The sequence below is a fragment of the Streptomyces sp. NPDC048288 genome (genome assembly GCF_043201555.1).
In the GTDB taxonomy this organism is placed as follows: Bacteria; Actinomycetota; Actinomycetes; order Streptomycetales; family Streptomycetaceae; genus Streptomyces.
The window spans coordinates 37,065-60,560 of sequence record NZ_JBICZD010000010.1; the positions used below are offsets into that span (position 1 = coordinate 37,065).

Below are 23,496 nucleotides of genomic sequence, written 5' to 3' on the forward strand. Positions count from 1 at the left end.
GCGGCACCTTTGGGCATGTGCCCGTGACCGGCCCGGTGCGGAGGATCTCCACCGCCCCGGGGCCGCCGTCTCCGCCCCGAGGTTCATCACACCGCCTCCGCAGTCTCCAGGACCCGCGCGTGACGAGATGCTCGTCGTCACACGATCCGCACGGCGAGCCGCGACGGCAAGGGCCTTTTCGGCAATGGCGGCGGGGTCCCGTCGTCTCCGACGGATTGGCCGTCCGTCATGGGAATCCCCGGATGCGACCGGGCCCTTCACGTAGTGGACATCGCGGGGGCGGTGCATCCTCGATGGAGTGAGACCGGAGGACGGCGGGGTCCTGGGATGTGGCGACGAGGTGCCGAGTCCGGGGGCCGGCCGCCGACGGAGTAGTGGTGGACGGACGAGGACGCGGTGGCGGCCAACGCCGCCGGCCGGGTGACCTCGGCGCAGTACGCGGTGGTGGCGGGCCGGGGGATCCGGCCGCCCTATGGCGCGTACGCGCTGTTCGCGGTGTGGCTGGTCATGGTGGGGCTGATGGGGGCAGCCGCCCTCGCCGCGGGAGACGGCCCTGGGGGCAACCCGGACGGCTTGGCCGCAGCAGCCCTGAGGACGGCCCTGTCCGGGGGTGCAACATTCCCGTTCGTTCTCCTGTTGGCGCTCCCGGCCGGGGTTCCGCGCTGGCGGGCCCGCGGGCGTCGTCGCCGCCGCACCCGAGCGGACGGTACGCGTGGTGCCCCGTGCCACGGCTGGATCTGCTCGTACCGGCCGACTTCCCGCGCGCCGTCGGCGAGGCATCGGCGTCCCCGGTTGCCGACCGTTCACGAGGCATCTCCCGTACACCATGAGCACTCTGAACTACCTTGAGGAAAAAGGGTGTTGACGGAACCGTCGGGTACCGGCGCGGCATCGGTACAGGCGTGAAAAGCGGTCGCTGACGACGCGTGCGCGGCGGCCGGCACGCTGAGCGCCGGAACCGGAAGGCGAGCATGCGACGAAGGGGAGAGATCGTGACGTATGCGAGAGCCCGGTTGGTCTGCGGGGTCGTGATGACCTGCGCGACGCTGCTGGCCGGCTGTACCGACGGCGGCAGCGGTCCGGGCGGGGAGACGACGCGCGAGTCGACCCCGGACGCCGCCCGGAGCGATGGTGACGCGGAGACCGGGTCGTCCACGGACACCGACGCGGTCACCGGCGCCTTACCCGCGGCCTCGCCGACCGAACGGGCGGACCCGGCGAAGCAGCCGCACACCGCGGCCGAGGCGTGGGCGTTCGTCCGGAAGATGATCGACGATCCGGAGCTGGTCGGGTCGGGGGCGGCGCCGGGGACGCCGTACGAGAGCGACCCGAACACCTGGGCCGTGCTCGGTGAGGACTGCGTGTGGCAGCGGGAGGGGCTGCCGAAGGACGTGCTGGCCACACTCACCCGCCACTTCGAGGTGCCCGCGAGCGGTACCGGGGAGCCGGTGCGGCTGTCGACCACGGTCACGGTGCACCGGACGGCGCTGGACGCAGCCTGGGAGCAGGCCGGGATGCTGGAGGAGGCCGTCCGCTGCCCGGAGCAGACCTTGCGGGCGGGCGAGCGGTTGACCGGTCTCTCCACGCTGGCCGTCACGTGGGGCGAGGGCGGCAACACCTCCAGCGACGACTCGCTGTCGGAGTCGGGCGCGTGCGTCAGCGACACCCGGGGCGGGCCGTACCCCTACTCGTGGACGCAGTCCGTGTTCGGCTCTGTGGTGATCGACGCGTCCTCGTGCGGAGGGCAGCAGGGCACGACGAGTGAGGTGGATGTGGCCGCCAGGACGCTGGTGCGGGTACAGGACGCGATCGGAGCGCCCACCGAGGCCGGCTCGGCCTCACCGGATCCGGACCCGGCTCCCTCGCCCGGAAGTTCGGGAAGTCCCGCGAGCCCCGGCGTCGAGGACAAGAAGGGCGGAGAGTGATGGAGCGGCTGCTTGCCACCGACCCCTCCCGCCTCGGCGGCAACCGCCTGCTGGGCCGCCTGGGAGCCGGCGGCATGGGCGTGGTCTACCTGGCCCGCACCGGGACCGGCGACCTGGCCGCCGTGAAGGTGATCCAGCCCGAGTACGCCGGCCAGGCCGAGTTCCGGGCCCGTTTCCGTCGCGAGGCGTCTTCTGCCGGGCAGGTCGACAGTCCATGGGTGGTGCGGGTGCTCGGAGCCGACACGGAGGCGGCGGCACCGTGGCTGGCCACCGCGTTCGTGCCCGGACCCTCCCTGGCCGAGGCGGTCGTGGCCTGCGGACCGCTGCCGGAGCGTGCGGTACGGGTGCTGGGCAAGGTGCTGGCGCGCGCCCTGACCGCCGTGCACGAGGCGCGCCTGGTGCACCGGGACGTCAAGCCGGGCAACGTCCTGCTCGCCCTCGACGGTCCCCGCCTGATCGACTTCGGCATCGCGCGCCCGACGGCGACCGACGAGACCGAGCTGACCTCGGACAACATGGTGGTCGGTACCCCCGGCTTCCTCTCTCCCGAGCAGGCCAGGGCGCGGCAGGTGGGCGCGGCGAGCGACATCTTCTCGCTGGGGTGCGTACTGGCGTACGCGGCCACCGGCCGACCGGCGTTCGGCACCGGCGCGCCGGACGCGCTGCTGTACCGCACCGTCCACGACGAACCCGAGCTGGACGGCGTGGCCGACGCCGGGCTGCGGGCGCTGCTCGGCCGCTGCCTGGCGAAGGAGCCGGAGCAGCGGCCCACGGCCGCAGAGGTGGACGCGGCCCTGGTGGAGGACGCCCCGGCCGGCACCATGGACTGGCTGCCCGACCCGGTCGTACGGATGATCGCCGAACGGTCGGCGGAGATGCTCGCCCTGCCGGGCATCGAGCCCACCGAGGTGTCGCAGGAACAGGAGCCCCCGAGTCACAACCGCCGCGGGGCCCTTGCCCTGGGCGGCGGCGCGGCGCTGCTCCTGGCGGGCGGTGGGGCCGCGCTGTGGGCGGCGCTGCGCGACGACGACCCGGGGACACAGACCGCGAGCAGCCCCTGGGTCATCGGCCTCCACGCGGATCTGACGGGCCCCCTGCATGAGAGCGGTCGGGCGCAGGAGCGGGGCGCGCGGCTGGCGGTGGAGCGGTTCAACGCACGCAAGGGCAGACCGTTCACCCTCGCCCTGCGGACCGAGGACGACCGGGGAGAGCCGGCCCGCGCGGTCCAGGCGGCGCGGCGGCTGACCGGCGCCGCCGATGTCCTCGCCGTGCTCGGCCCCACCGGCTACTCCTCCACGCAGGCCGCGCTGGAGGTCTACGACGGCGCCCGGATGCCACTGCTGACGGTGTCGGAGCTGTCGACCAGCGCCGCGCAGTCGGCCATCGCCGGCGCCGCCCCGCGCTCGTACTTCCAGGCCGCGTCGCTGACCGCGTACGGCGCCCTCACCACCGTCACCGCACTCCGCGCGGCGGGTGTCGGCAAACTGGGCGCGCTGGGCGACAGGGCGGGCAGAGCGGCCGGCATGGAATCCGTGATCGTGGTCGGCCTGCAGGCAGGCGGCCGGTCGGAGCTGTACCTGCGCGTGGTGCCCGCCCTCGCGGGCGCGAGCGACCTGGCACCCGTCACCGACGACATGCTCGGCCGCGGCGTCGACGGCTTCTACTACATCGGCACTGCCGAACGTGCCGCCGCCGTCGCCCGCACCCTCGCGGAGCGGAACTTCACCGGCCCCCGCTACCTCGACGCCGCCTCCGCCACCGAGGCCTTCATCTCCGGGGCCGGCCGGGCGGCCGAGGGCTGGCAGGCGCTGACGTCGTACATCGGACCCGACGCGGCGCCCGTGAGCACCTTCGCCACCGCCTACCGCAAGCGGTACGGCAGCGCGCCGGGCCCGTGGGCGGCCGAGGCGTACGACGTGACGCGTCTGCTCGCCGACCGGCTCACCGCCCTCGCCCCGAAGGGCGGGAAGCGGCCCACCCACGACCGGCTCACCCGGTCCCTCGCCGCGGCGCGGTTCACCGGGGTGGCCCGGACCTACGCCTTCGACGACCAGAAGCGGGTGAAGCAGCACCTGCTCCACCGGTACCGCGTCCAGAACGGCCGTTTCGCCTACCAGGGCGTCCTGGACATCACCGGAACCTGACCGACGGGGCAGGAACCGGAAGGGCCGGACGGGGCCGTGGAACCGGAGGATCTGGACTGATGCGGGCGCTGCACGCGCAGGACCCCGGCGAGCTGGGCGGGCACCAACTGCTCGCCCGGCTCGGCGCGGGCGGCATGGGCGTGGTCTACCTGGCCCGCACCGCCGACGGGACCCTGGTCGCCCTGAAGGTCATCCGCGCCGAGTACGCCGCGGACCGGGCCTTCCGTGAGCGGTTCCGGCGTGAGGCGCGGCTGGCCAGGGGGTTCACCTGCCGCTGGCTGGTGCCGGTCACCGACGCCGACGCCGAGGCCCGCGAACCGTGGCTGGCCACCGCGTTCGTGCCGGGGCCCTCCCTGGCCGAGGCGGTGGACGGCCACGGACCGCTGCCGCCTGCCGTCGTCACCGCGCTCGGCGCCCGGCTGGCGGAGGCCCTGGCCGAGGTGCACGGCGCCGGCCTGGTGCACCGGGACGTCAAGCCGGGCAACGTCCTGCTCGCCCTCGACGGCCCCCGGCTGATCGACTTCGGCATCGCCCGGTCGCCGGGCGTCACGGCGCTGACCGAGCCCGGCGCGATGGTCGGCACCCTCGGCTATCTCGCCCCCGAGCAGGCCCGGAGCGGCGGCGAGGCGGCCCCGGCGAGCGACCTGTTCGCCCTGGGCTGTGTGCTGGCGTACGCCCTCACCGGGCAACGGCCCTTCGGCCTCGGCGATCCGGCCGCCGTCCTGTACCGCACCGTGCACGAGGAACCCGACGTGCCAGGCCTCGACCGGCTGCCGCTCCCGCTGCGCACGGCGATCACCGGCTGCCTGGCCAAGGACCCCGCCGGGCGACCCACGGCAGCCGAACTCGCCCACTCCCTAAGGGATGTCGAGCAGACGACGACCGGCCCCGATCCACATACCGCTCCCCAGCAACAGACCACGCTCGATCCACGCACCACTTACTACCAACAGTCCACTCCCGAGCGGGAGTTCACCCCCGCCCTGGACTCTCTGGCCGACTGGCTCCCCTCCGCCGTACTGCGCCTGGTCGCCGACCGCTCCGCCCGTGCCCTGGACCCGCCGTCCCGGCAGAGCGGACCCGCGGTCCCACCGGAGCCCACCGTCGTCGACGCGAGACGCGCGCCCTCCCGGCGCCGGATTCTCGCCATCGGCGGCTCGGCTGTCGCGGTCCTCACTGCGTCCGGCACCGGCACCGTGATCCTGCTGACGGGCCATCAGGGTGCCGCACAGGGTGGCGCAGCGCAGAATCTGCCCACCTATGCCGTCGGCTTCCAGGCCGCCCTGACGGGCAGTCAGAAGGAGGTCGGCCTCGCGCAGCAGCGTGGCGCCCGGCTCGCCGTGGCCGCCCACAACGCCCGCAAGGACACCCGCTTCCGGCTCGCCCTCACCTCGTACGACGACCGGGGCGAGGCCGGGCGGGCGAAGGACGGGGCCCGCAAGCTGCTCGCCGAGCGGTCCCTGTGCGCGGTGATCGGCCCCACCACCGTCGCCGCCGCCCGCGCCGCGGTCCCCCTGTACGGGAAGGCGTCCACGGCTGTCCTGCTCGTCTCGGCCGACTACACCGCGACAGGGCTGTCCTCGACCGAGAACCGCACCCTCTGCGTGACCACGGCCCCGTCCACCTCCCGGACCCTGCCGGTGGTCGCCTACCTGACCAAGGTCCACAAGGTCGAGCGCACCGCCGTCGTCCAGGACCAGGCCGCGCCCGGGATGGCCGAGACCGTACGCGACCTGCGCGAGACACCGCCCAGTGAGGGCACCGCCACGGTCCACCCGGTGGCGTCCGGCACGGACGACTTCGACCCGGCCGTTGCCGCGGCGCTGGCCACGCACCCCGAGGCCGTCGTCTACGCGGGCACCTCACCGACCCGGGCCGCGGCCTGTGCCCGTGCGCTGGCCACGGCGGGTTTCACCGGACCCCGGGTGACCTTCGAATCCGTCATGCGCCCGGCTTTTCCGGAGGCCGCGGGCGGGGCCGCCGAAGGCTGGGTGTTCGAGGCGCCCTACAGCGAACCGCAGTCGTCGGACAGCAAGGCCGCCAAGGCCTTCACCACCGCGTACCGCGATCGCTACGGCGCGTCTCCCGCCCGCTGGGCCGCCGAGGCCTACGACGCAGTGGGGCTGATCGCCGCCTCCCTGAACGCCAACGGCGGCGGAGCCGGCATCTCCCCGGGGCAGGTCGCCGAACGCCTCTTCAAGCTCACCTACGACGGCGTGGCCAAGCCCATCCGCTTCAGCCAGGACCTCACCCACGGACTCAGCATCGAGAACGCGAGCTTCCTGTACCAGGTCGAGGACGGGAATTTCCGCTTCCTCGGCCGGTACGACCAGGTGAGCTGACCGGCTTCGTTCAGCGTGCGCACCACGCGGCCCTGCCGCCGCCGGATGCGGGCGTCACGTCGCACGTGAGGCGGGTTCTCCAGGACCGCATAGGGCACGAGCGGCAAGGCACTTCCGAGATGCGGTGGCGGTCTCATCCGCGTTCGATGATCCGAACCTGATCGCGTACGGCGGGCCGACCTCGGAGGACGGCACCAGAGCTTTCCCGACGGTGAAGCTGATGTCGGTGGTCGGCCGCTTGTTCGCCGGAGTGCGGGCCTGGTCCGTGGTGGGGTCGATCCTGTACTCCTTCACACACGGGGCATGTGAAGCAACCGTACGCGCGTCGGAATGAGGATCCGCTGCGCGAAGGTCTCCTCGGCCCGTCTCGCAGCTCCTGCCCAACTGCTCGCCGATCGGTTGCGTGTACTCGGACCGCAGCACGTCGAGACTCGGGCTCCAGAAGACAGGGCTCCCGAGCAGAATGTCCGCCAGAGTAGGCGCGTTCCCAAGATCCGCCATGACCAGCAAGATCCGCCATGACCAGCAAGGGAACCTCCGGGTCCACACTCAGAAGTTCGGGACCGGCGATCCCAAGAGACAGCCCTGCGGCCTCCGCCGTGAAAGAGCGCAGGGACTCCGGCTCACTGCTGAACGCCTTGACGATCACACTGCCGCCGGCAGCCGTTTCGCAACGCAATACGGTGCTACGCAAACTGCCACCCAGGTCGACCGGGCCGGACAACTCGACATCCAACAGTTCACCAGCGGTGCGCAAGATTCACTCCACCTCGGCATTCCGCCACCAACACGCTGGAGGCTGTAGCCCGGCGTTGGCACCGAGGTAGCCGGAGCGGATCCGGGGGCGCTGTTGGTCGTCGAAGGCGACGTGGACCTGCGGGTGGCCCGGACTGCTGCGCCGGATCGCGATCGGGGCGGCGAGTCGGTAGGCGAGCAGCAGTCGGCGGTGCAGGGCGGCTGCGGCCCGGATCGGGTCGTCGGGAACGGCGATGCCGCGCGGGGCCTGGATGCCGCGGACATGCCAGTAGCTGGCGTTCGCGGGCGGCATCGGCAGCACCAGGTACTGCAGGGGGCGGTGGGGGCGGGGCAGGACGTAGAGCTGGAGGCCCCAGTGGTGGGTGAGCACGGTGCGCCGGGCGCCGGTCTCGTAGGCCGTGTACGGCATGGGGCCGCTGTCCCACATCCGTGCGCCCGCCGGGTCGTCGGCGATGAGCACGGTGTGGGGGGAGGGCTGCCAGCCGGGCAGCCGCTCGGCGAGAGCATGGGTGAACTCGGAGAGGTGCACGGGAGGTTCCTCGTGGGGGTGGTCGTCGGTGTGGCTGGTCACGAGGAGGCGGTCATGCCGTGGGCGTCGGTGTGGCGGCAGGTGTAGCCGAGCAGCGTCGACTTGCCCGGCACGGTGGGGACGGCGGCGACGTCGGAGCAGGTGAACTCGTAGGTGAGGTAAGGGCTGTTGGTGGTGCCGAGCCAGGCGCGGTCGTTCTTCTCCGGGATGATCTCGAAGCCGGAGAAGACGGTGTCGCGCTGGGTGTGGTTGTGGGCGAACACGACGAGGGCCTGGCCGTCGGCGGCCTTCAACGCGTAGCTGCCGGTGAACTCGGGGGCGGCGGCCGAGAACGTGGTGACGCCGTGGCTGCCGAACTTGTGCACCGTCTTGTCGTGTGCCTTGATCTGCCGGGCAGTCGCCTTCGAAGAAGTGAAGACCTTCCTTTCGCTCAGGTCGCCGCCCGTGGCGAAGTTGTCGCCGACGGCGGTACGCAGGGTGGTGACCGGCGTGGCGGCGTCCTTGCTGGAGGTGGCGTTCAGGGCGGTGGCGTAGCCGTCGGCGTCGGCGTCGAGGGAGATCTTAGGGAGCTTCTTCGGGTCGTCGAGGTCGACCGCGGCGACCATCTCCCACCGCTTCGTGGTGGTCTGCTGGGCGAGGACCATCACCCGGACGTGCTGTTTCTTTGTGCCGCTGCGGGTGACGGCGGCGAACCACCGCTGCTGGCCGGCGCGGAAGCGGGGGATGTAGACGTCGGTGGCGGCGAGGTCGTAGGACCACGGCGTGTACGGCTCGCGGTCGGCCTGGGGCAGCCCTCGTTTTCTGCGGGTTGGCAATCGGAATGTCCCGTTCCGTCGTGACGACCTACGTGTTCTCACGTTGTCTCATTCGGGTGGCCCGGCATTCTGTCTCACGATCTTGTCCTGTTCGCTGCCCGACCCACAGTGTGGAGGTTCCGTGCGTCTCCGGGGAGTCAGAGAACTGTGCCTAAAGGTTGTCCCGTGAATGCGCCTTGACCTCGCCGTGGATACGGCGGGCCGTGCCACCGGCGGGGTGGTCCTCACGAATCCGCGGAGGATCGCAACAGGCCTCAAGTGATGAAGAGTTGCTCGCAGTTGGCGGGGCTGCGAGCAGATAAGGAAGCCCAACAGAGTGGACCGTCGAGGCTGTGCCACAGAGGCTCGCCGTGGGAGGCCGCAGTCTCCTTACTCTGCAGCCGGACTCACCTGTGTCGTACCCACGTTTCCCGCTGAGTATCGGCCCAGCCGACAATTGCGACGAGGGCTTTCTCGAGGCTGTCGCAATCCCCGATCCATTGGCCGCCTTCGTCGGGACGATGCGGCGCCAGGCCGAGCACCCTCCAGTCCCCAGGAGTGCCACCCGGATCGCCGATGGTCCAGCCCACGGGGAAGTAGTCATCTACATAGCTGTTGTTGTGCAGTGATACGCAAACTTCCCAGTCACGGGGTTCCTGTTTGATTTCGAACCCCAGCTCCTCAAGGTGATGACGGAGGTGTCTTGAGATCGGCAGCGCCATGCTCCTGTCCCTCCTACCGCAGCACAACAGTCAGAAAAGGCTACGTAGTTGACGACCCACCGTCTACTACGACTCCACCCAAACTTGCCCCGTAACGGCTGGTGACGGATGAGATGATCATGGTGTGACTGGTGTGACTGGTGTGATCACGGCGTCTGAGCCGTCCTGGATAGCCCCGTTCACCGGGCTGAGCCCGCGCTGCTTCGGCAAGTTGGTGGCCGCGGTGCGCCGCGAAGGCGCAACCAAACCGGGGCGCGGGCGACCATGGGGCCTACCCCTGGAGGACCGGGTTCTGCTGGTCGCGGCGTACTGGCGCACGAACTTGACACTGCGTCAGCTCACCCCGCTCTTCGGTGTCTCCAAGTCGGCCGCCGACCGGATCATTGGTCACCTCGGTCCCAAGCTCGCCTTTCAGCCGCGCAAGCGGTTCGCGAAGGACACCGTGCTCATCGCGGACGGCACCCTGGTGCCCACCCGCGACCATGCGGTAGCAGAGCAGTCGAAGAACTACCGCTACTCGACCAACCATCAAGTCGTCATCGAGGCCGACACCCGCCTCATCGTCGTGGTCGGCCGGCCCCTGCCTGGCAACCGCAACGACTGCAAGGCGTGGGTGGAATCCGGCGCCAAGGACGCCGTCGGGAACACGATGACGATCGCCGACGGCGGCTATCCCGGCACCGGACTGGTCATGCCGCACCGCCGCGCAAAAGGCCAGGCCGAACTTTCGGACTGGAAACAGGAGCACAACCGCTCCCACAAGCGCGTTCGCGCCCGAGTCGAGCACGGCTTCGCCCGCCTACACAACCTCGCCCTTGCTGAGTGCCGCAGAAACCAGCAGGTCACCCAACACGTCATAGATCATTTACGGGACAACCTTTAGGGGGACCCGCCTCCCTCCTTTCCCAGGTGATCATCTTGGCCTGTGGGTCCGCAGTGATGTCGACAACGTGCACCCAGCGGGACATGGCTTGGCCGAACTCGTCGGAGGAGGCGTTGCGCGGCCGGAGTCCGCCTCGGTGTAGACGGGGAAGCAACTCACGGTGGCAGCTTCTGCGCGATGGTGCTGCTGATGGGGCGTCCACTGGTTCTTGTTCTCCGGCGCACCGCGACCGCAGGACCTCAAACACCTGACACAGCAGCCCATTTGAACCGGCGTCTCGCCTGTGACGTTCGAGAGTTCGCCCGTTGACTTCCCTGAGGCCGACTCGAATATCCGGCCGCTGCAGCTGGCCTTGAGCAGTATGCTGGTCGCTCGGTCGATGAACTCTTCGCCTCGATCGGCAGGGGGCCCGGCAACGGTGCAGCAGGGTCGATTCGCGCATATTCGTATAACGGTGCTCGAAGAGCTGGGCGAATGGCTGGTCGGGGAAGATCCTGAGCGTGCCGCGTCTGCACGTCTGGCGCTCAAGGAAGCCGCTGAGCGCGAGAGTCCGCACGTCGCGGCTCTGGCGCGACGCCTGCTTGCCTCCGTCCTCAGCACGGCCGCACCAACGACACAGACCTCCGCGGGCATGGGGGCCGTGCCCGAGAGAATTGCGGCGCCGGTGGTCACCGAGCCGCCGCCGGTTGTTGCCTTGACAGTCGCTGAAGCCGACCTTCCTGATGATGATCTCGGTGATGAGGACTTCGATGTCGTGCGGCACAGTATGGCCGCCGAGGCCCTCGACCAGGCCGAGCAGACAGCAGGCACCATCGCGGACGAACATGACCGGGCGCGGGCTCTCGTCGACATCGTCGAGGAGATCGCCGGGATGGATCCCGACCGGGCCGTGCGGATCGCCGGCGCCATCACCGTGGAGCGGCGTCAGGCCCAGGCGCTGTCCGCTGTCGCGAAGGCGGTTGCCAAGTCCGACCTGGAGCGGGCCGAACGGGTCGCGCGGTCCATCTCCCGTGCGGATGAGCTGGCAAAGACGCTGAGCAGTATCGCTCGCGCGGCAGCCGCGACGGATCCGGATGAAGCCGAGCGCATCGCCTCCAGCATTGCCGATGAATCCGCGCGGGAACTGGCGCTCTCCGGCGTCGCCGAGGAGATGGCGGGCACCGATCCCGATCGCGCCGAACGGCTCGCAGCGCGTATCGATGAGGTAAGAAGAGGGTACGCGCTGCAACACATTGCCGCGAAGGTGGCGATCACCGACCCCGACCGGGCCATGCGTATTGCTGCGCAGATCACTGGGGGTTTCGGCAGTGCGGAGCTGCCGTTCAAGCTCGCTGACCGTATGGCGGCCAATCACCCGGCACGAGGGGCGGACCTTGCTGAACGTGTGGTCGGCCGCCTCACCACACGACGTGGGTACTCCGCCGACGCGATGGTTCGGGTAGCCGCGAAAGTGGCTGCCATCGACCCCGACCAGGCCGAGCGCGTCGCCGAGTCCGCCTGTTACCTGCCGCTGAGGGCCAGGATTCTGGTGCGTGTCGCCCAGGTGGTGGCCGCTGCCGATCCCGACCGTGCGGAGCGTCTCGCCGACCGGGTGGAGGACATCACCGCCTCCGTGGACCCGGTGGATCCTGGTCTGCCGGCGATCGTCGCGGATGTCGCCCCACTGGATCCTGACCGTGCTGAACGTATCGCTGCGAGCATTGCCGTGGATCCGAAGCGGAACGCTGCACTGGAATTGATGTCCTCTGCCATGGCGGACACCCACCCCGAGCGGGCCGAGCGTACGGCTGTGGCGATATCCGACAGTCTGGTGGCGATTCGGGTCCTGATGCATATCGCGGGGGCAGCGGGGCCGGGCGACCTCGACCGGATTACCCGCCTGACCTCTCGGGCTGAAATCCTCCTGGAAACCATCCCTCACGAAAACTGGAAGGTGCTGGCCCTGACCGAGATCGGTCGGGCGGTGGCCGCCACCGACCCAGGGCATGCGGCCGAACTGGCCCAGCGGATTGCCACGGCGGACACCCAAGTGTCCGACAAGGATTCGGCGTTGATGGATCTTTCCAAGGCGATCGCTGTCGCAGACGCCGAAACGGCAGTGGGTGTCGCTGGTGCCATCACCTCCTTGCGATTGAGAATGCAGGCGCTGGAGAGCGTTGTCCTGGTGGTCGCCGCCACCGATCCCCGTAAAGCCAGGAGGATCGCTGCCCGCGTTCTCACCGACGACGGTACACGTAGGAAGTTGGTCGAGGACCTCTTCCGGGAGGTACCCGCCTCCGATCCTGCGCACGCTCTCGGCCTCGCTCGCCTCGCTCTGGGTGTTGCCGAGGCCATCGGTGAAAGCAGAAGCAAGGCGTGGGCGTTGGCGGCGATCGCGAAGCAACTAACGCTGCAGATCCGCCCCATCGACCTCGCGACCTTCGTGGGCTGGTACGAATCAGGGCTGGGGCCTCAATGGTGAGGGGCACCCAATGCCACGTCCCATAGTGTCCCTCCGTCGGGCCAGCGGGCGAGAATCCCGTCCGGCGGGACGACGAACTCGCACTGGGAATTGACGAGTCCCACGTATTCCATGGGCTCTACGGTCCGCATCAGTTCGTCGGTGAATCGGCTTTCGTCCGGCGGCATGAAATCGATGTGGCGGCGCCCGACCTCCTGGCGGATGTACGTGATGATGTCGGGATCGGGAGCCTCGATCACCATGCAGAAATACCGGGTCGTCCCGGGGATCGCAGGCGCAACGTTGCCGCAGTGCAGCGTGCAACCGATGAGTTTCGCCTGGTCGAGAAGTAGAAGGAGGGTGCGGAAGGCACGCAGAGTGTAGTCCCGGCGGGCCAGGTCGCCGATCTCGAACAGGACCCCTACGCGACGGAAGTCGGAGCGCGGGTCGACGGTCACTGCATTCAACGCGTCGGCAGCGGGTTCCAGCACCTTGGCCAGCGCGAACGGCACGCCGTCCGCGTCTGTGCCGTGAACGTACTCGATGCGGCTCTGAGCCTCGGGATCCAGCCGACCTTCGTTGATCAACTGCGCCACGAACTCCTCGGCACGGCGGGCGAGTTCGTGGCTCCCTACTCCCTCCGTCAACGGTCCTTGGATTCGCGGCACGGTCCGGTCGAGGACGAGATCCGGGCTCACGGCGGTGAGTACGGAATCCAGCCATGCGTCGTCGATCAGCGGCACGACGCCTGCGCGCATCACCACGAGCGCGGCGACCGGTGTCTCCAGCAGGAAGTGCTTCCACGGACGCCTGCGACCCGTCGCCGCCGCGGACCTGATCTGGCCGCCGCAGTGCGGGCAGGGTGGAAAGGAAGCCGGATGCGATGAGTCCGGCAACAGCAGATGCCTGCACCGGCCGCACACCGTCATGTCGCAGCCCGTGCACTGGAGGAAGACGGTGCTGTCCACCACGCCGCCCGCGACCTGGTTCGTCCCCGGCAGCGTGCGGCCGACGCCGCCTATCCTGGCCCATCCCTGTGTGCCGCAGGAGCCGCACTCCTTGGCGATCGTGTCGAACCTGGGGTCGTGGTAGTCGAGGTCCGTCGGAGGCTCCGCGGAGAGCAGCACGTCCTCTCTGGCCGCTCCGAGCACGATGGTCGCAAGTCGCAGACCCAGCACGGGATTTCGCGGCAGGATCTCACGAATGAGGTCCAGCGAGCTGCGGAATCGGCCCGCCCGCTGGTACCGCTGCACCGCGGTGATCCAGCGATCGCGCTCGTCCTCGTCGCCGACGAAGTTCTCCTCCAGGGACCAGGGGTCGATGCCGGGCGACTTCCGGCCGTGCCCGGACATCGATATGAGCTGTCTGGGCCCCGATGGCAGCGTCTCCAGGGACAGTTCGGGCGCGGCCCCGGGTACCGCCCGGAATCTGCGAAGGAGCACGCCGTCCCCGGCCCTGCCGCACTCCTCCAGGATGTCCGCCCCGACGTCCAGGGCGTCGGCCCGGGTGAGGTCGTCCGTCTGGGAATAGAGGACTGCCTTGTTGACCGCCCTCAGCGCGGCTTCCTCATCACCCTGGCGCAGCCGAATACGGGCCTGGGACAAGGAGCGGCGGGCGACTTCGCCCGGCCTGAAGTCGGGGGCTTCGGCCTCCGGTTCCGTTCCGCCCCGGACGTCAAGGCGATCGAGGAGGGTGAGGAGGCGCTGAAACGTAGGGCTCCGCTGGGACGGATCGACTTGCAGGCAACCAGAGACCAGCGTCCAGACCCGCTCGTCGGACACGAGGTCCGCCAACTTGTGTTCCCCGTAGGTGAGTTCCTCCGGGAGGGCCCCCAGTCGCGTCGACCGGTAGAAATTCTCGTGCGCCGAGGCCCGGGCGAACGGCAGCTCCCCGGTGAGGAGTTCCAGTGCGAGAAGCCCGAAGGAGTAGATGTCGCTGCGCTGGGTCGGCCGCCCGTTGGCGAGGACGATCTCGGGAGCCTGGTATCCGATCGTGCCGGTGGTCGGGGCCACCGAGGCGAAGCCCTTGGCGGTCCGGCGGAGCCCGCGCGCCAGCCCGAAGTCGCCTATCTTCGCCGTACCATCCTCGCCGAACAGGATGTTCTCCGGTTTGAGGTCGAGGTGGGCGACCTCGTTCGCCCTGTTCGCGATCTCCATTCCGCGTGCGATGTCCCGCAGTAGGGGCCAGGCCTCCTCCACCGTCCACGGCCGGCCGGTGAGGCGCTGGCGCAATGTCCCCCTGGTGGCGTACTCAGTCAGGACGACAGGCCGGTCGGATTCGTCGAACTCTACGGAGACCAACGTGACGACGTTGCGGTGCCCGGGCAGACCCAGCCAGAACATCACTTCCCGTTCGAGGAACGCGGACACGTCGGCCGTCGGATGCTTCAGTGCGTAGACCGCTCCCGACGCCTTGTCGTGTACCCGGTATACCTCGCTCGATGAACCCGTTCCGACCAGCTCTTCGACGACGTACCGGCCGAGCAGGGTGTCCCCCGTATGCAGACTCATGAGCACCCCTCACTTGATCAGCAATGACGTACGGACCGTAAGGAGCAGCTGGTCGCCGCTGCGCACCGGCTGTGCCTCGCCACGCCGGACAAGGGCGACCTCCACACCGTTGCGGACGAGCCGCGCTGCGCCCTGTGCGCTCTTGTGCCAGTACGACCAGCCGTCGCTGTCGAGTTCCAAGGTGGCATGGGTGCGGCTGATGTCCGGGTGGTCGATGCTGATGTCGCGGTGGGTCCGCCCGATGGTCACGTAGTCGGAAGTCGTCGAGTATGTGTCGGCCACCTCGCTGTCGATGAAGACCTGGATTTCGAGGAAGGTCTTCAGCGTGCCGATGCCGGGGCTCTCGGCGACCTCGTACGCGACCCTCAGCGACTGCTGTGGGCCGAATCTGAGGACGCTGCCGTTCTCCAGGTGCACGGACTCGCCCTGCGCAACGTACCGAGGCTGTCTGTCGATCAGTACGGCGGCCGTCGGCGACCTGTGTAGCCACGTGAAGCCCGGTCTGCCCTCGATGTCGTCGAACCAGCGAAGCGAACCGGCAGGCACCGCACCGGCGTTCGCGACCTGCGGGGCGAGGGACAGCCCCTGGTCGCCCGTGGCCAGCGGCAGGTCCAGCGGCCGTCCTACGAAGAACGGACGCGCGTTGTCCTCTTCGCCCTCGTAGAGCGTGAGTGTTGTCGGCGCTTGCGGTGCCGTGTCGGCGATCAGCGGGGCAGTGGCCGAGGCTGCGGCGGGCATGGCCGCGGGGGATCTGCCGGTGCGTCGTCCCGGGCGCGTCTGGTGCAACTCAGCCGTCACGTCCACCCAGCCGTATGAGGCATCGTCTTGGCGCACGAGGAAACTGAACTCGTAGCTGCCCGACAACGGCGTCTGCTGCCCGGATATGAACCATTCGAGGTTACTGGTTCCCGCGCCCGCGACGTCGCGCAGGAGTAGCTGACGGGTGGCAGAGCGGTTGAATCCATGGCTGACCTCCAGCACGGGGGGCTTGAGGGCGACGTTCCCCGTCCTGCTCTCCTGGACATCGATGAATGCGGCAGTCGGCGTCGGTGCCGACGCGGATGCCGGCCGGCGCCCGCGCGGCGCGCGCAACGTGGCCCGTACGACCAGATCAGTGGCGCTCTCCAGTTGTGTACGCCTCCGCACCACGACCGGCACCAGCACGACACTGAACGCCGTCGGCTCACCTTCCGTGCCTGCGAGACCGGCCGCCTCCAGTGTCTGCCGCGAGGCCGACCGGCAGCGGATCTCGCCGATCTCCACCTCCACATTGGGCGGAATCGAGGTCAAACCCGCCGTCGTTCCCCTCCAGTTGGAAGCCATACGGCTCATTGTGGCGTACGGCACGCCCGAACCACAGGTGCACGGCCGGCACGCGATCAGCCCAGGAGCTGAGTCGGCACGACTGTCACTGAGCCTTTTCAGCGTTGCCGCTCCAGAGTGAGGACGGCTTTGCGATTGACGTCATTCGATTCGGGCTGCACCGGGACCTGCGGAAGATCCGCCATGACTTGAGCCGTGCGACGCCACGCTCGACCGGCGCCCGTGCCGCGGACAGCCCGCGGTTGACGGTCTCATGGGCCGGCTCCCATGTAGGCGCGGTCGGCGAGTACGGGGACGCCCTGGCGTTCGCAGATCCGGATGATGCGGTGGGTGCGGGCCGCAGTCAGATCGTGAGCGCGGCCGGGCAGCGTCGGCGAGATCCACAGCAGCCGCCCGACTGGGTCGGAGAAGTCGGCCCGGCTGTCGCCGACCCTGTCGCACTCCGCCAGGGTGCCGTCCAGCAGGACGTAGTCCGGATCCGCCTCGCGCAAGGCACGCAATAGGCCGGGTGTGCGGTCGGCGAGCGGGTCGATGATGGCCGCCGCGTAAGCGTGGGCGGTGCCGACGGAGATTCCGAAACCGACGGCGATCTGCGCGAGGGTGTCGTGCCGGCGCGGGTACACCAGGCCGACGAGCGCACGCTGGTGCGGTGGGAGTTTGCAGCGGCGGTCACCCTCGCGGGTGACGATGAGCATGGTTACCCACTCGACCAGGCCGTGAGGCAGATCGAGTGCGGCAGAATACAGAACCAACGCGGCTCCTGTGCCTGTGGGCTGAGACTTCGAACACCTCCCCCAACGGCACGGGAGCCTCGTGCGTTGCGGGCATCGACTCCGTCACCCGTTCAGTGGCCCGGCTGAAAGACCTCAGTGACCGAGAAGGGCACCTGACGGGAGATTTCCCAGCTCAGGCGCCCTTTTTCTGGTTCTCTAGAAGAAGCCCAGCTTCTTCGGCGAGTACGAAACTAGTAGATTCTTGGTCTGCTGGTAGTGCTCCAGCATCATCTTGTGGGTCTCGCGGCCGATCCCGGACTGCTTGTAGCCGCCGAACGCCGCGTGCGCCGGGTAGGCGTGGTAGCAGTTGGTCCAGACGCGGCCCGCCTGGATGGCGCGGCCCGCGCGGTACGCGGTGTTGATGTCGCGGGTCCAGACGCCCGCGCCGAGGCCGTACAGCGTGTCGTTGGCGATTTTGATCGCGTCGTCGAAGTCGTCGAAGGACGTCACCGAGACGACGGGGCCGAAGATCTCTTCCTGGAAGATCCGCATCCGGTTGCCGCCCTCGAAGATGGTCGGCTGGACGTAGTAGCCGCCCTTCAACTCGCCGTCGTGCTCGATGCGTTCGCCGCCGATGAGGACCTTCGCGCCCTCCTGCCGGCCGATGTCGAGGTAGGAGAGGATCTTCTCCAGCTGGTCGTTGGAGGCCTGGGCGCCGATCATCGTGTCGGTGTCGAGTGGGTGACCCGGCTTGATCTGGCGGGTGCGGTCGACCGCCGCCGCCATGAACTCGGCGTAGTTGCCGCGCTGGACGAGGGCCCGGGACGGGCAGGTGCAGACCTCGCCCTGGTTGAGCGCGAACATCGTGAAGCCTTCGAGGGCCTTGTCGCGGAAGTCGTCGTCGTGCGCCCAGACGTCGTCGAAGAAGATGTTCGGGGACTTGCCGCCCAGTTCGAGGGTGACCGGCTTGATGTTCTCCGAGGCGTACTGCATGATCAGCCGCCCGGTGGTGGTCTCACCGGTGAAGGCGACCTTTGCCACGCGCGGGCTGGACGCCAGCGGCTTGCCCGCCTCCACACCGAAGCCGTTGACGATGTTCACCACGCCCGGGGGCAGGAGATCGGCGATCAGGCTCATCCAGTAGTGGATGGACGCCGGGGTCTGCTCGGCGGGCTTGATGACGACCGCGTTCCCGGCGGCGAGGGCCGGCGCGAGCTTCCAGGTGGCCATCAGGATGGGGAAGTTCCAGGGGATGATCTGGGCCACGACCCCGAGCGGCTCATGGAAGTGGTACGCCACCGTGTCGTCGTCGACCTCGCCCAACGAACCCTCCTGCGCGCGGATCGCCCCCGCGAAGTAGCGGAAGTGGTCGATCGCCAGAGGGATGTCGGCGGCCAGCGTCTCGCGCACCGGCTTGCCGTTCTCCCAGCTCTCGGCGACCGCGAGCGGTTCGAGATAGGCCTCCATCCGGTCGGCGATCTTGAGGAGGATGTCGGAGCGCTCCGTCACCGACGTACGGCCCCAGCCCGGCGCGGCCGCGTGCGCCGCGTCCAGCGCCCGCTCCACGTCCTCGGCGGTGCCCCGCGCGACCTCGGTGAACGGCTGCCCGTTCACCGGCGACGGGTTCTCGAAGTACTGCCCCCGGGCCGGCGGCACGTACTCGCCGCCGATGAAGTGGTCGTAGCGCGCCTGGTAGGAGACGATCGCGCCCTCGGTGCCGGGCGCCGCGTAACGAGTCATGCTGGCCTGCCTCCTTGCAGAAGCGCTGCCCGCCGTTGGGCAGCTCCCGCAGCGGAGGGTAGGGACCGGGACGTTGCACGTACGTTGCGCGGCAGGTCAGCGCCCCGGTGCCGCCAACTCGGACTCCAGCGCGGCCAGTCGGCTCCGTACGACCGGCGTCGGCCGCAGCGCCGCGAGCGCCCGCCACACCTCGATGTCGTCCTCGCCCCAGGGCGCGTGCGCCCAGTCCGCCAGCAGGTCGGGATCGTGGCCCGCGATCAGCGCGGCCCGCAGCCCGTCCGCCAGCCGCTGCCTGAGCCGTACGACCGCGGGCGCCTGCGAGCCCGGCAGCAGCGGCCCGGTGTAGGCGCCGAGGGCCGCCGTCACCGCCCCGGTCTCCAGCCGCCGCTCCACCACGGCCGCGTCGGACTCCACCGGAGCGGTCAGCCGATACGGCCGGGAGGCGAGCAGCCCCGGACCCAGCAGCCGCCGCAGCCGGGCCAGTTCGGCGCGCAGCGTCACCGGCGTCACCGACTCGTCCTCGTACAGCGCGCACAGCAGCTCGTCGCCGGTCAGCCCCTCCGGATGGCGGGACAGCAGCACCAGCAGCTCGCTGTGCCGGCGGCCGAGCCGGATCCGGCGCCCGTCCAGCCGGAGTTCGGCCTCGTCACGGCCGAGCGCCGTCAGCGCGGGCGCCTCGTCCGCGGGCGTCGGCGGATCCAGCAGCGCCAACTGCGATTCGGCGGCCCGTGCCACCGCCTGGACGAAGCCCAGGCTGTGCGGATGCGCCAGCCGGTCGCCGCCGGTGATGTCGACGGCACCCAGCACCCGCCCGGTGCGCGGATCGTGCACCGGCGCCGCCGCGCACGTCCACGGCTGCACCCGGCGGATGAAGTGCTCCGCCGCGAACACCTGCACCGGCCGATCCACGGCCACCGCGGTCCCCGGCGCGTTGGTGCCGACCGCGCTCTCCGACCAGCGCGCGCCCGGCACGAAGTTCATCCGGTCCGCCCGCCGCCGGGTCGCCGGATGCCCCTCCACCCACAGCAGCCTGCCGTTCGCGTCGCACACCGCCAGCAGATGCTCGCCGTCCGCCGCGAACGTGCCCATCAGCTCCCGGAACAGCGGCATCACCCTGGCCAGCGGATGCTCCGCACGATAGGTCCCGAGGTCGCCGTCCGTCAGCTCCACGCGCGCCGTACCGTCCGGACCCACCCCGGCCCGTGCCGAACGCCGCCAGGACTCGGCCACCACCGACCGCACCGGGCGCGGCACGGTCCCCACGGTGGTGAACGTCTCGTACGCCCGGCGCAGCACCCGGACACGCTCGGCAGGGTCGGCCCCCGGCTCCAGGGCCACCCACTGATCGGTCAACTCGACCTCCCCGGACGGCGATGCGGCTGGGGACATCGTCACTCGGGGTGTTCGCGCCGACAACCGTTTCGACCACCCTCACTCCGACGTCCCCCTCCGACATCCCCCTCCAACGTCCTCACTCCCAGGTCCTTACTTCGAGGAGGACAGGCCCACCAGGCTCATGTAGCGGACCCAGTCCCAGTGCTTTCCCGGATCGGTGTGATCGGTCCCCGGCACCTCGACATGGCCGATGATGTGGTCCCGGTTCTTGGGGATGCCGTATCTGTCGCAGATCGACGCCGTCAGCCGCGCCGACTCCTGGTACAGCGCGTCGGTGAAGTACTCCGGCTTGTCCACCCAGCCCTCGTGCTCGATGCCGACGCTGCGCGTGTTGTAGTCCCAGTTTCCCGCGTGCCAGGCGATGTCCGACTCCCGCACGCACTGCGCGACATGACCGTCGGCCGAGCGCACCAGATAGTGCGCGGACACGCGCTTCTCGGGGTTCTGGAAGATCGACAGCGTGCCCGCGTACGACTGCTGGGTGACATGGATGATCACACGGTCGATGGCGTACTCGCCGGGGCGCTGGGCCGCCGTGCGGTTGTCGGTGCTCGCCGCCTGCCACTCGGCCTGCGGATAGTCGACCACCCCGGTCTGCGCGCCGGCGCGGCTCTCCGGAAGCAGCGCGTACGGGACGGCGGCGAGGGCCGCGCCCTTCAGCAGCAGACGCCTGGTGGGGAGCGGTCGTGCCCGGTCCATGGAGGGGATGCCTTTCGGAAGCGTGCTCGAAGCACAGAAGGATGCTCGAAGCACTGAGAAGTCACGAGGAGTCGAGAGGGAGGGGCCAGGGGCGGTCAGCGGCGCAGGGCCGCCGCCGTCTCGCGCAGCCGCGCATGCGATCCGCGGTAGGTCTCGCGCGCGGGCAGCCACTCCTTGCGGAGCTTGGCCACACAGGTGTAGTTGGTGTCGCACACGTTGGCCAACGGCGATTCGACCGTCTGCGTCGCGTACTGGTACGCGTCCAGCTCGCCGAACCCGTAGTCGCGCACCAGCCACCGCACCAGGTCGAGCTGCGATATCCGGAAGGCGTCCTCCAGTGGGCGCGCCGACCCCGTCGAGATGATGTGCGTGTCCGACTCCAGCCGGGGCCACGGCGTGACGATCCCCTTCAGCAGCTCGACGATCACCACGGTGTGCATCGCGCACTCGACGGCGACCCCGCAGGTCTCGCCCTCGCCCTGCCGGGCGTGCCCGTCGCCGAGGCTGAGCAGCGCTCCCTCGACGTTGACCCCGAGGTAGCAGGTGACACCGGCCCGCATCTCGGGCGTGTCCATGTTCCCGCCGTGCGCGTCGGGCACCAGGGCGGAGCGGACCTCCAGGTTGGCGGGGGCCACCCCGACCGTGCCGTGCATCGGGTCCATCGGCAGCTCCAGCTCGAGGTCGCCCTCGTGCGCGCGGAACAGGGCCGTGCGCCGGGTCCGGTCCAGCTGCCAGATCCAGACCGTCTCCGGCAGCGGCGGCTGGAGCGTGGCGGTGGTGTGCGTCGAGGTGAGCGCGCCGAACAGGGGGACCGTCGTCGACGCCGCCCAGTCCCGGGCCGGTTCGATCGACACGAAGTGCACGGCGACCGTGTCGCCCGGCTCCGCGCCCTCGATGTGGAAGGGCCCGGTCTGCGGGTTGAGGAACGGGAACTCGCACACCTCGGACACCAGGTCCTTCTCGGACCGCACCCGTCCGGCGAAGCAGTCCTCCGTGTACAGGTCGAGCACCGTGCCGGGTGCGATCCGCGCCACCGGCGGCGCACCGCCGAACGTCCACGCGTACTCGCCCGGTCCGGGCCGGACGGTGAGGACACGGGGGTCGGTCATCGTGGAAGGTCTCCGCTCTTCAGGTCGGGGACGGCAGGGCCGTCCTCGTCGAGGTGGACACGCGCGGTCTCGGCTATGCGCTCGGGGTGACGGCGTATCAGTACCAGGAGCACGACCACTCCGGCCGCCATCCAGACGCCGACCACCGGTCCGGCGTACGACACCGGCGCGGTCAGCTTCGTCACGAAGTCGAAGACGGGCAGGCCGGCCGCGGTGAGCAGGGCGGGCACGAAGGCCACGATGCCCAGCAGCGGGAGGACCAGGTGGCGTACCGGACGCAGGGCAGCACGGCCGCGGCGCAGGAAGTAACCGGCACAGGCGAGGTTGACCACGATGTAGACGCCCACCACGACCGTGACGATCACCGTGGCCAGCAGCAAGAAGGCGGTCACCGGGTCGTAGCCGAAGCCCAGCCCCAGCACGGCGCCGACGGCCACCACCGTCTGGACCGCGATCCCGACGACGGGGGAGCGGTACCGGGGGTGGAGCGTGGCGAGTACCCCCGGCAGGACCCGGATCCGGGCCAGTGCGAACGCCGTCCGCGTGGACACGCTGGCGCAGGCGTTGGCATTGGCGATCGTCGAGTTGACCACCGCGAGGAACACGAGGACCCAGAAGAGACCGAAGGAGGCCCGGGCGACCCCCTCCCAGGACGCGTCGCCCGCCGCTCCGAAGGAGGCGAACCGGTCCGGGCCGAAGTACACGGTCATCGCGTAGGTCGTCACCACGTAGAACAGTCCGATGCCCAGGGCCGCGCCGAGCACCGCGCGGTGCATGGTGCGGCGAAGATCCCGCTCACCCCGCCGTGCCCCGGTGCCGTGTGCGAGGCACCGAACACGGAGAGGGTGTTGTGGTCACCGGCCTTCCCGATCAGCCACCCGGCGAAGACCAGGAAGACCGCGATCTCGAAGATCCCGAGGACGGTTCCGAAACGGGCCGAGGCGCGCACGCCCAGATACCCGGCGACGGCGATGACGGCGGCTCCGGCCAGCGACCAGGGCCACCACAGGTCCGCCGGATAGGAGGCCCACTCGTCGTGCAGGGTCCCCGCCGTGGTGAACCCGAGCTGGAGCAGCAGCAACGGGGGGACCAGCGCCTCCACGAACACATAGCCCCAGCCCACGAGGAACCCCACGGCCGGGTGCAGCCCCCGCGCCGCGTAGGTGGCCACGGAGCCCGCCGCGGGTAACTCCCGTGCCAGCTCGGCGACGCACGACGCGGTGAACAGACAGGCCACCAGGGCGATCAGCACCGACAGCGGCAGACTGCCCCCGGCGAAGGCCGCCCCCGACGGAATGGACGCGGCGACGGCGGCGGCCGGCGCCATCGCGGTGATGCTCTGGAACAGCACCTCCCGCAGACCGACCGCGTCCCGCCGCAGCCCCGCGGCCACCTCTCCGGCCATACACACCCCCCGACGTGCGTGAATCCGACGATCCCACGGACCGCTTCGTGTGAATCACGGTACGGCG

General features: G+C 69.9%; 14 protein-coding genes and 2 pseudogenes. 5 read left to right on the forward strand and 11 right to left on the reverse strand.

Going from position 1 to position 23,496, the window contains the following annotated elements; all coding sequences use genetic code 11:
- The first annotated feature begins 992 nt into the window (after positions 1–992).
- From ACGFZS_RS32440 to ACGFZS_RS32450, 3 genes are read left to right on the forward strand one after another with little or no spacing between them, the layout of a single operon-like run.
- Positions 993–1,925, forward strand: a complete 933-nt coding sequence (locus tag ACGFZS_RS32440; RefSeq protein ID WP_393798069.1) for a hypothetical protein — start codon at positions 993–995, stop codon at positions 1,923–1,925.
- Positions 1,925–4,069, forward strand: coding sequence for a bifunctional serine/threonine-protein kinase/ABC transporter substrate-binding protein (locus tag ACGFZS_RS32445; RefSeq protein WP_393798070.1), 2,145 nt, complete (start codon positions 1,925–1,927; stop codon positions 4,067–4,069). Before ACGFZS_RS32440 ends, ACGFZS_RS32445 begins: the two co-directional genes overlap by 1 nt.
- A gap of 59 nt (positions 4,070–4,128) precedes the next feature.
- Positions 4,129–6,411, forward strand: a complete 2,283-nt coding sequence (locus tag ACGFZS_RS32450; RefSeq protein WP_393798071.1) for a bifunctional serine/threonine-protein kinase/ABC transporter substrate-binding protein — start codon at positions 4,129–4,131, stop codon at positions 6,409–6,411.
- A 760-nt stretch (positions 6,412–7,171) separates the two neighbouring features.
- On the opposite strand, the gene ACGFZS_RS32455 is transcribed toward ACGFZS_RS32450, so the two are convergent.
- The 3 genes from ACGFZS_RS32455 to ACGFZS_RS32465 form a co-directional block, all read right to left on the reverse strand.
- Entirely contained in the window at positions 7,172–7,738 is a 567-nt protein-coding gene (locus tag ACGFZS_RS32455) for a hypothetical protein (protein WP_393798072.1), read from the reverse strand.
- Positions 7,735–8,511 (reverse strand): hypothetical protein, encoded by a 777-nt coding sequence (locus ACGFZS_RS32460; protein ID WP_393798073.1) that lies wholly within the window; start codon positions 8,509–8,511, stop codon positions 7,735–7,737. Before ACGFZS_RS32460 ends, ACGFZS_RS32455 begins: the two co-directional genes overlap by 4 nt.
- 386 nt (positions 8,512–8,897) lie before the next feature.
- Entirely contained in the window at positions 8,898–9,212 is a 315-nt protein-coding gene (locus ACGFZS_RS32465) for a hypothetical protein (RefSeq protein ID WP_393798074.1), read from the reverse strand.
- Positions 9,213–9,345: 133 nt separating this feature from the next.
- On the opposite strand from ACGFZS_RS32465, the gene ACGFZS_RS32470 reads away from it, so the two are divergent.
- The gene (locus ACGFZS_RS32470; RefSeq protein ID WP_393798075.1) at positions 9,346–10,095 is read left to right on the forward strand and encodes a transposase; all 750 of its coding nucleotides are present in this window, start codon (positions 9,346–9,348) and stop codon (positions 10,093–10,095) included.
- A 283-nt stretch (positions 10,096–10,378) separates the two neighbouring features.
- Positions 10,379–12,556 carry a hypothetical protein gene (locus tag ACGFZS_RS32475; RefSeq protein WP_393798076.1) on the forward strand — a complete coding sequence of 726 codons (2,178 nt, stop codon included), beginning with the start codon at positions 10,379–10,381 and terminating at the stop codon, positions 12,554–12,556.
- On the opposite strand, the gene ACGFZS_RS32480 is transcribed toward ACGFZS_RS32475, so the two are convergent.
- The 8 genes and pseudogenes from ACGFZS_RS32480 to ACGFZS_RS32515 form a co-directional block, all read right to left on the reverse strand.
- Positions 12,547–15,045 (reverse strand): serine/threonine-protein kinase, encoded by a 2,499-nt coding sequence (locus tag ACGFZS_RS32480; RefSeq protein ID WP_393798077.1) that lies wholly within the window; start codon positions 15,043–15,045, stop codon positions 12,547–12,549. The genes ACGFZS_RS32475 and ACGFZS_RS32480 overlap by 10 nt on opposite strands.
- Positions 15,046–15,054: 9 nt before the next feature.
- Positions 15,055–16,368, reverse strand: coding sequence for an FHA domain-containing protein (locus ACGFZS_RS32485; RefSeq protein ID WP_393798078.1), 1,314 nt, complete (start codon positions 16,366–16,368; stop codon positions 15,055–15,057).
- Between the two features lie 98 nt (positions 16,369–16,466).
- A pseudogene (locus tag ACGFZS_RS32490) lies at positions 16,467–17,120 on the reverse strand (transposase family protein).
- 177 nt (positions 17,121–17,297) lie between these two features.
- Positions 17,298–18,821, reverse strand: coding sequence for an aldehyde dehydrogenase family protein (locus ACGFZS_RS32495; protein WP_393798079.1), 1,524 nt, complete (start codon positions 18,819–18,821; stop codon positions 17,298–17,300).
- A gap of 96 nt (positions 18,822–18,917) precedes the next feature.
- Positions 18,918–20,210: a GAF domain-containing protein gene (locus ACGFZS_RS32500; RefSeq protein WP_393798080.1), complete on the reverse strand. Its 1,293-nt coding sequence runs from the start codon at positions 20,208–20,210 to the stop codon at positions 18,918–18,920.
- A 96-nt stretch (positions 20,211–20,306) separates the two neighbouring features.
- On the reverse strand, positions 20,307–20,915 hold the full coding sequence (locus tag ACGFZS_RS32505; RefSeq protein WP_393798081.1) for an N-acetylmuramoyl-L-alanine amidase: 609 nt from the start codon (positions 20,913–20,915) through the stop codon (positions 20,307–20,309).
- Between the two features lie 95 nt (positions 20,916–21,010).
- Positions 21,011–22,024 (reverse strand): acetamidase/formamidase family protein, encoded by a 1,014-nt coding sequence (locus ACGFZS_RS32510; RefSeq protein ID WP_393798082.1) that lies wholly within the window; start codon positions 22,022–22,024, stop codon positions 21,011–21,013.
- Positions 22,021–23,429: pseudogene (locus tag ACGFZS_RS32515) on the reverse strand (APC family permease). The gene ACGFZS_RS32510 and the pseudogene ACGFZS_RS32515 overlap by 4 nt, the downstream one beginning before the upstream one ends.
- Positions 23,430–23,496: the final 67 nt, after the last annotated feature.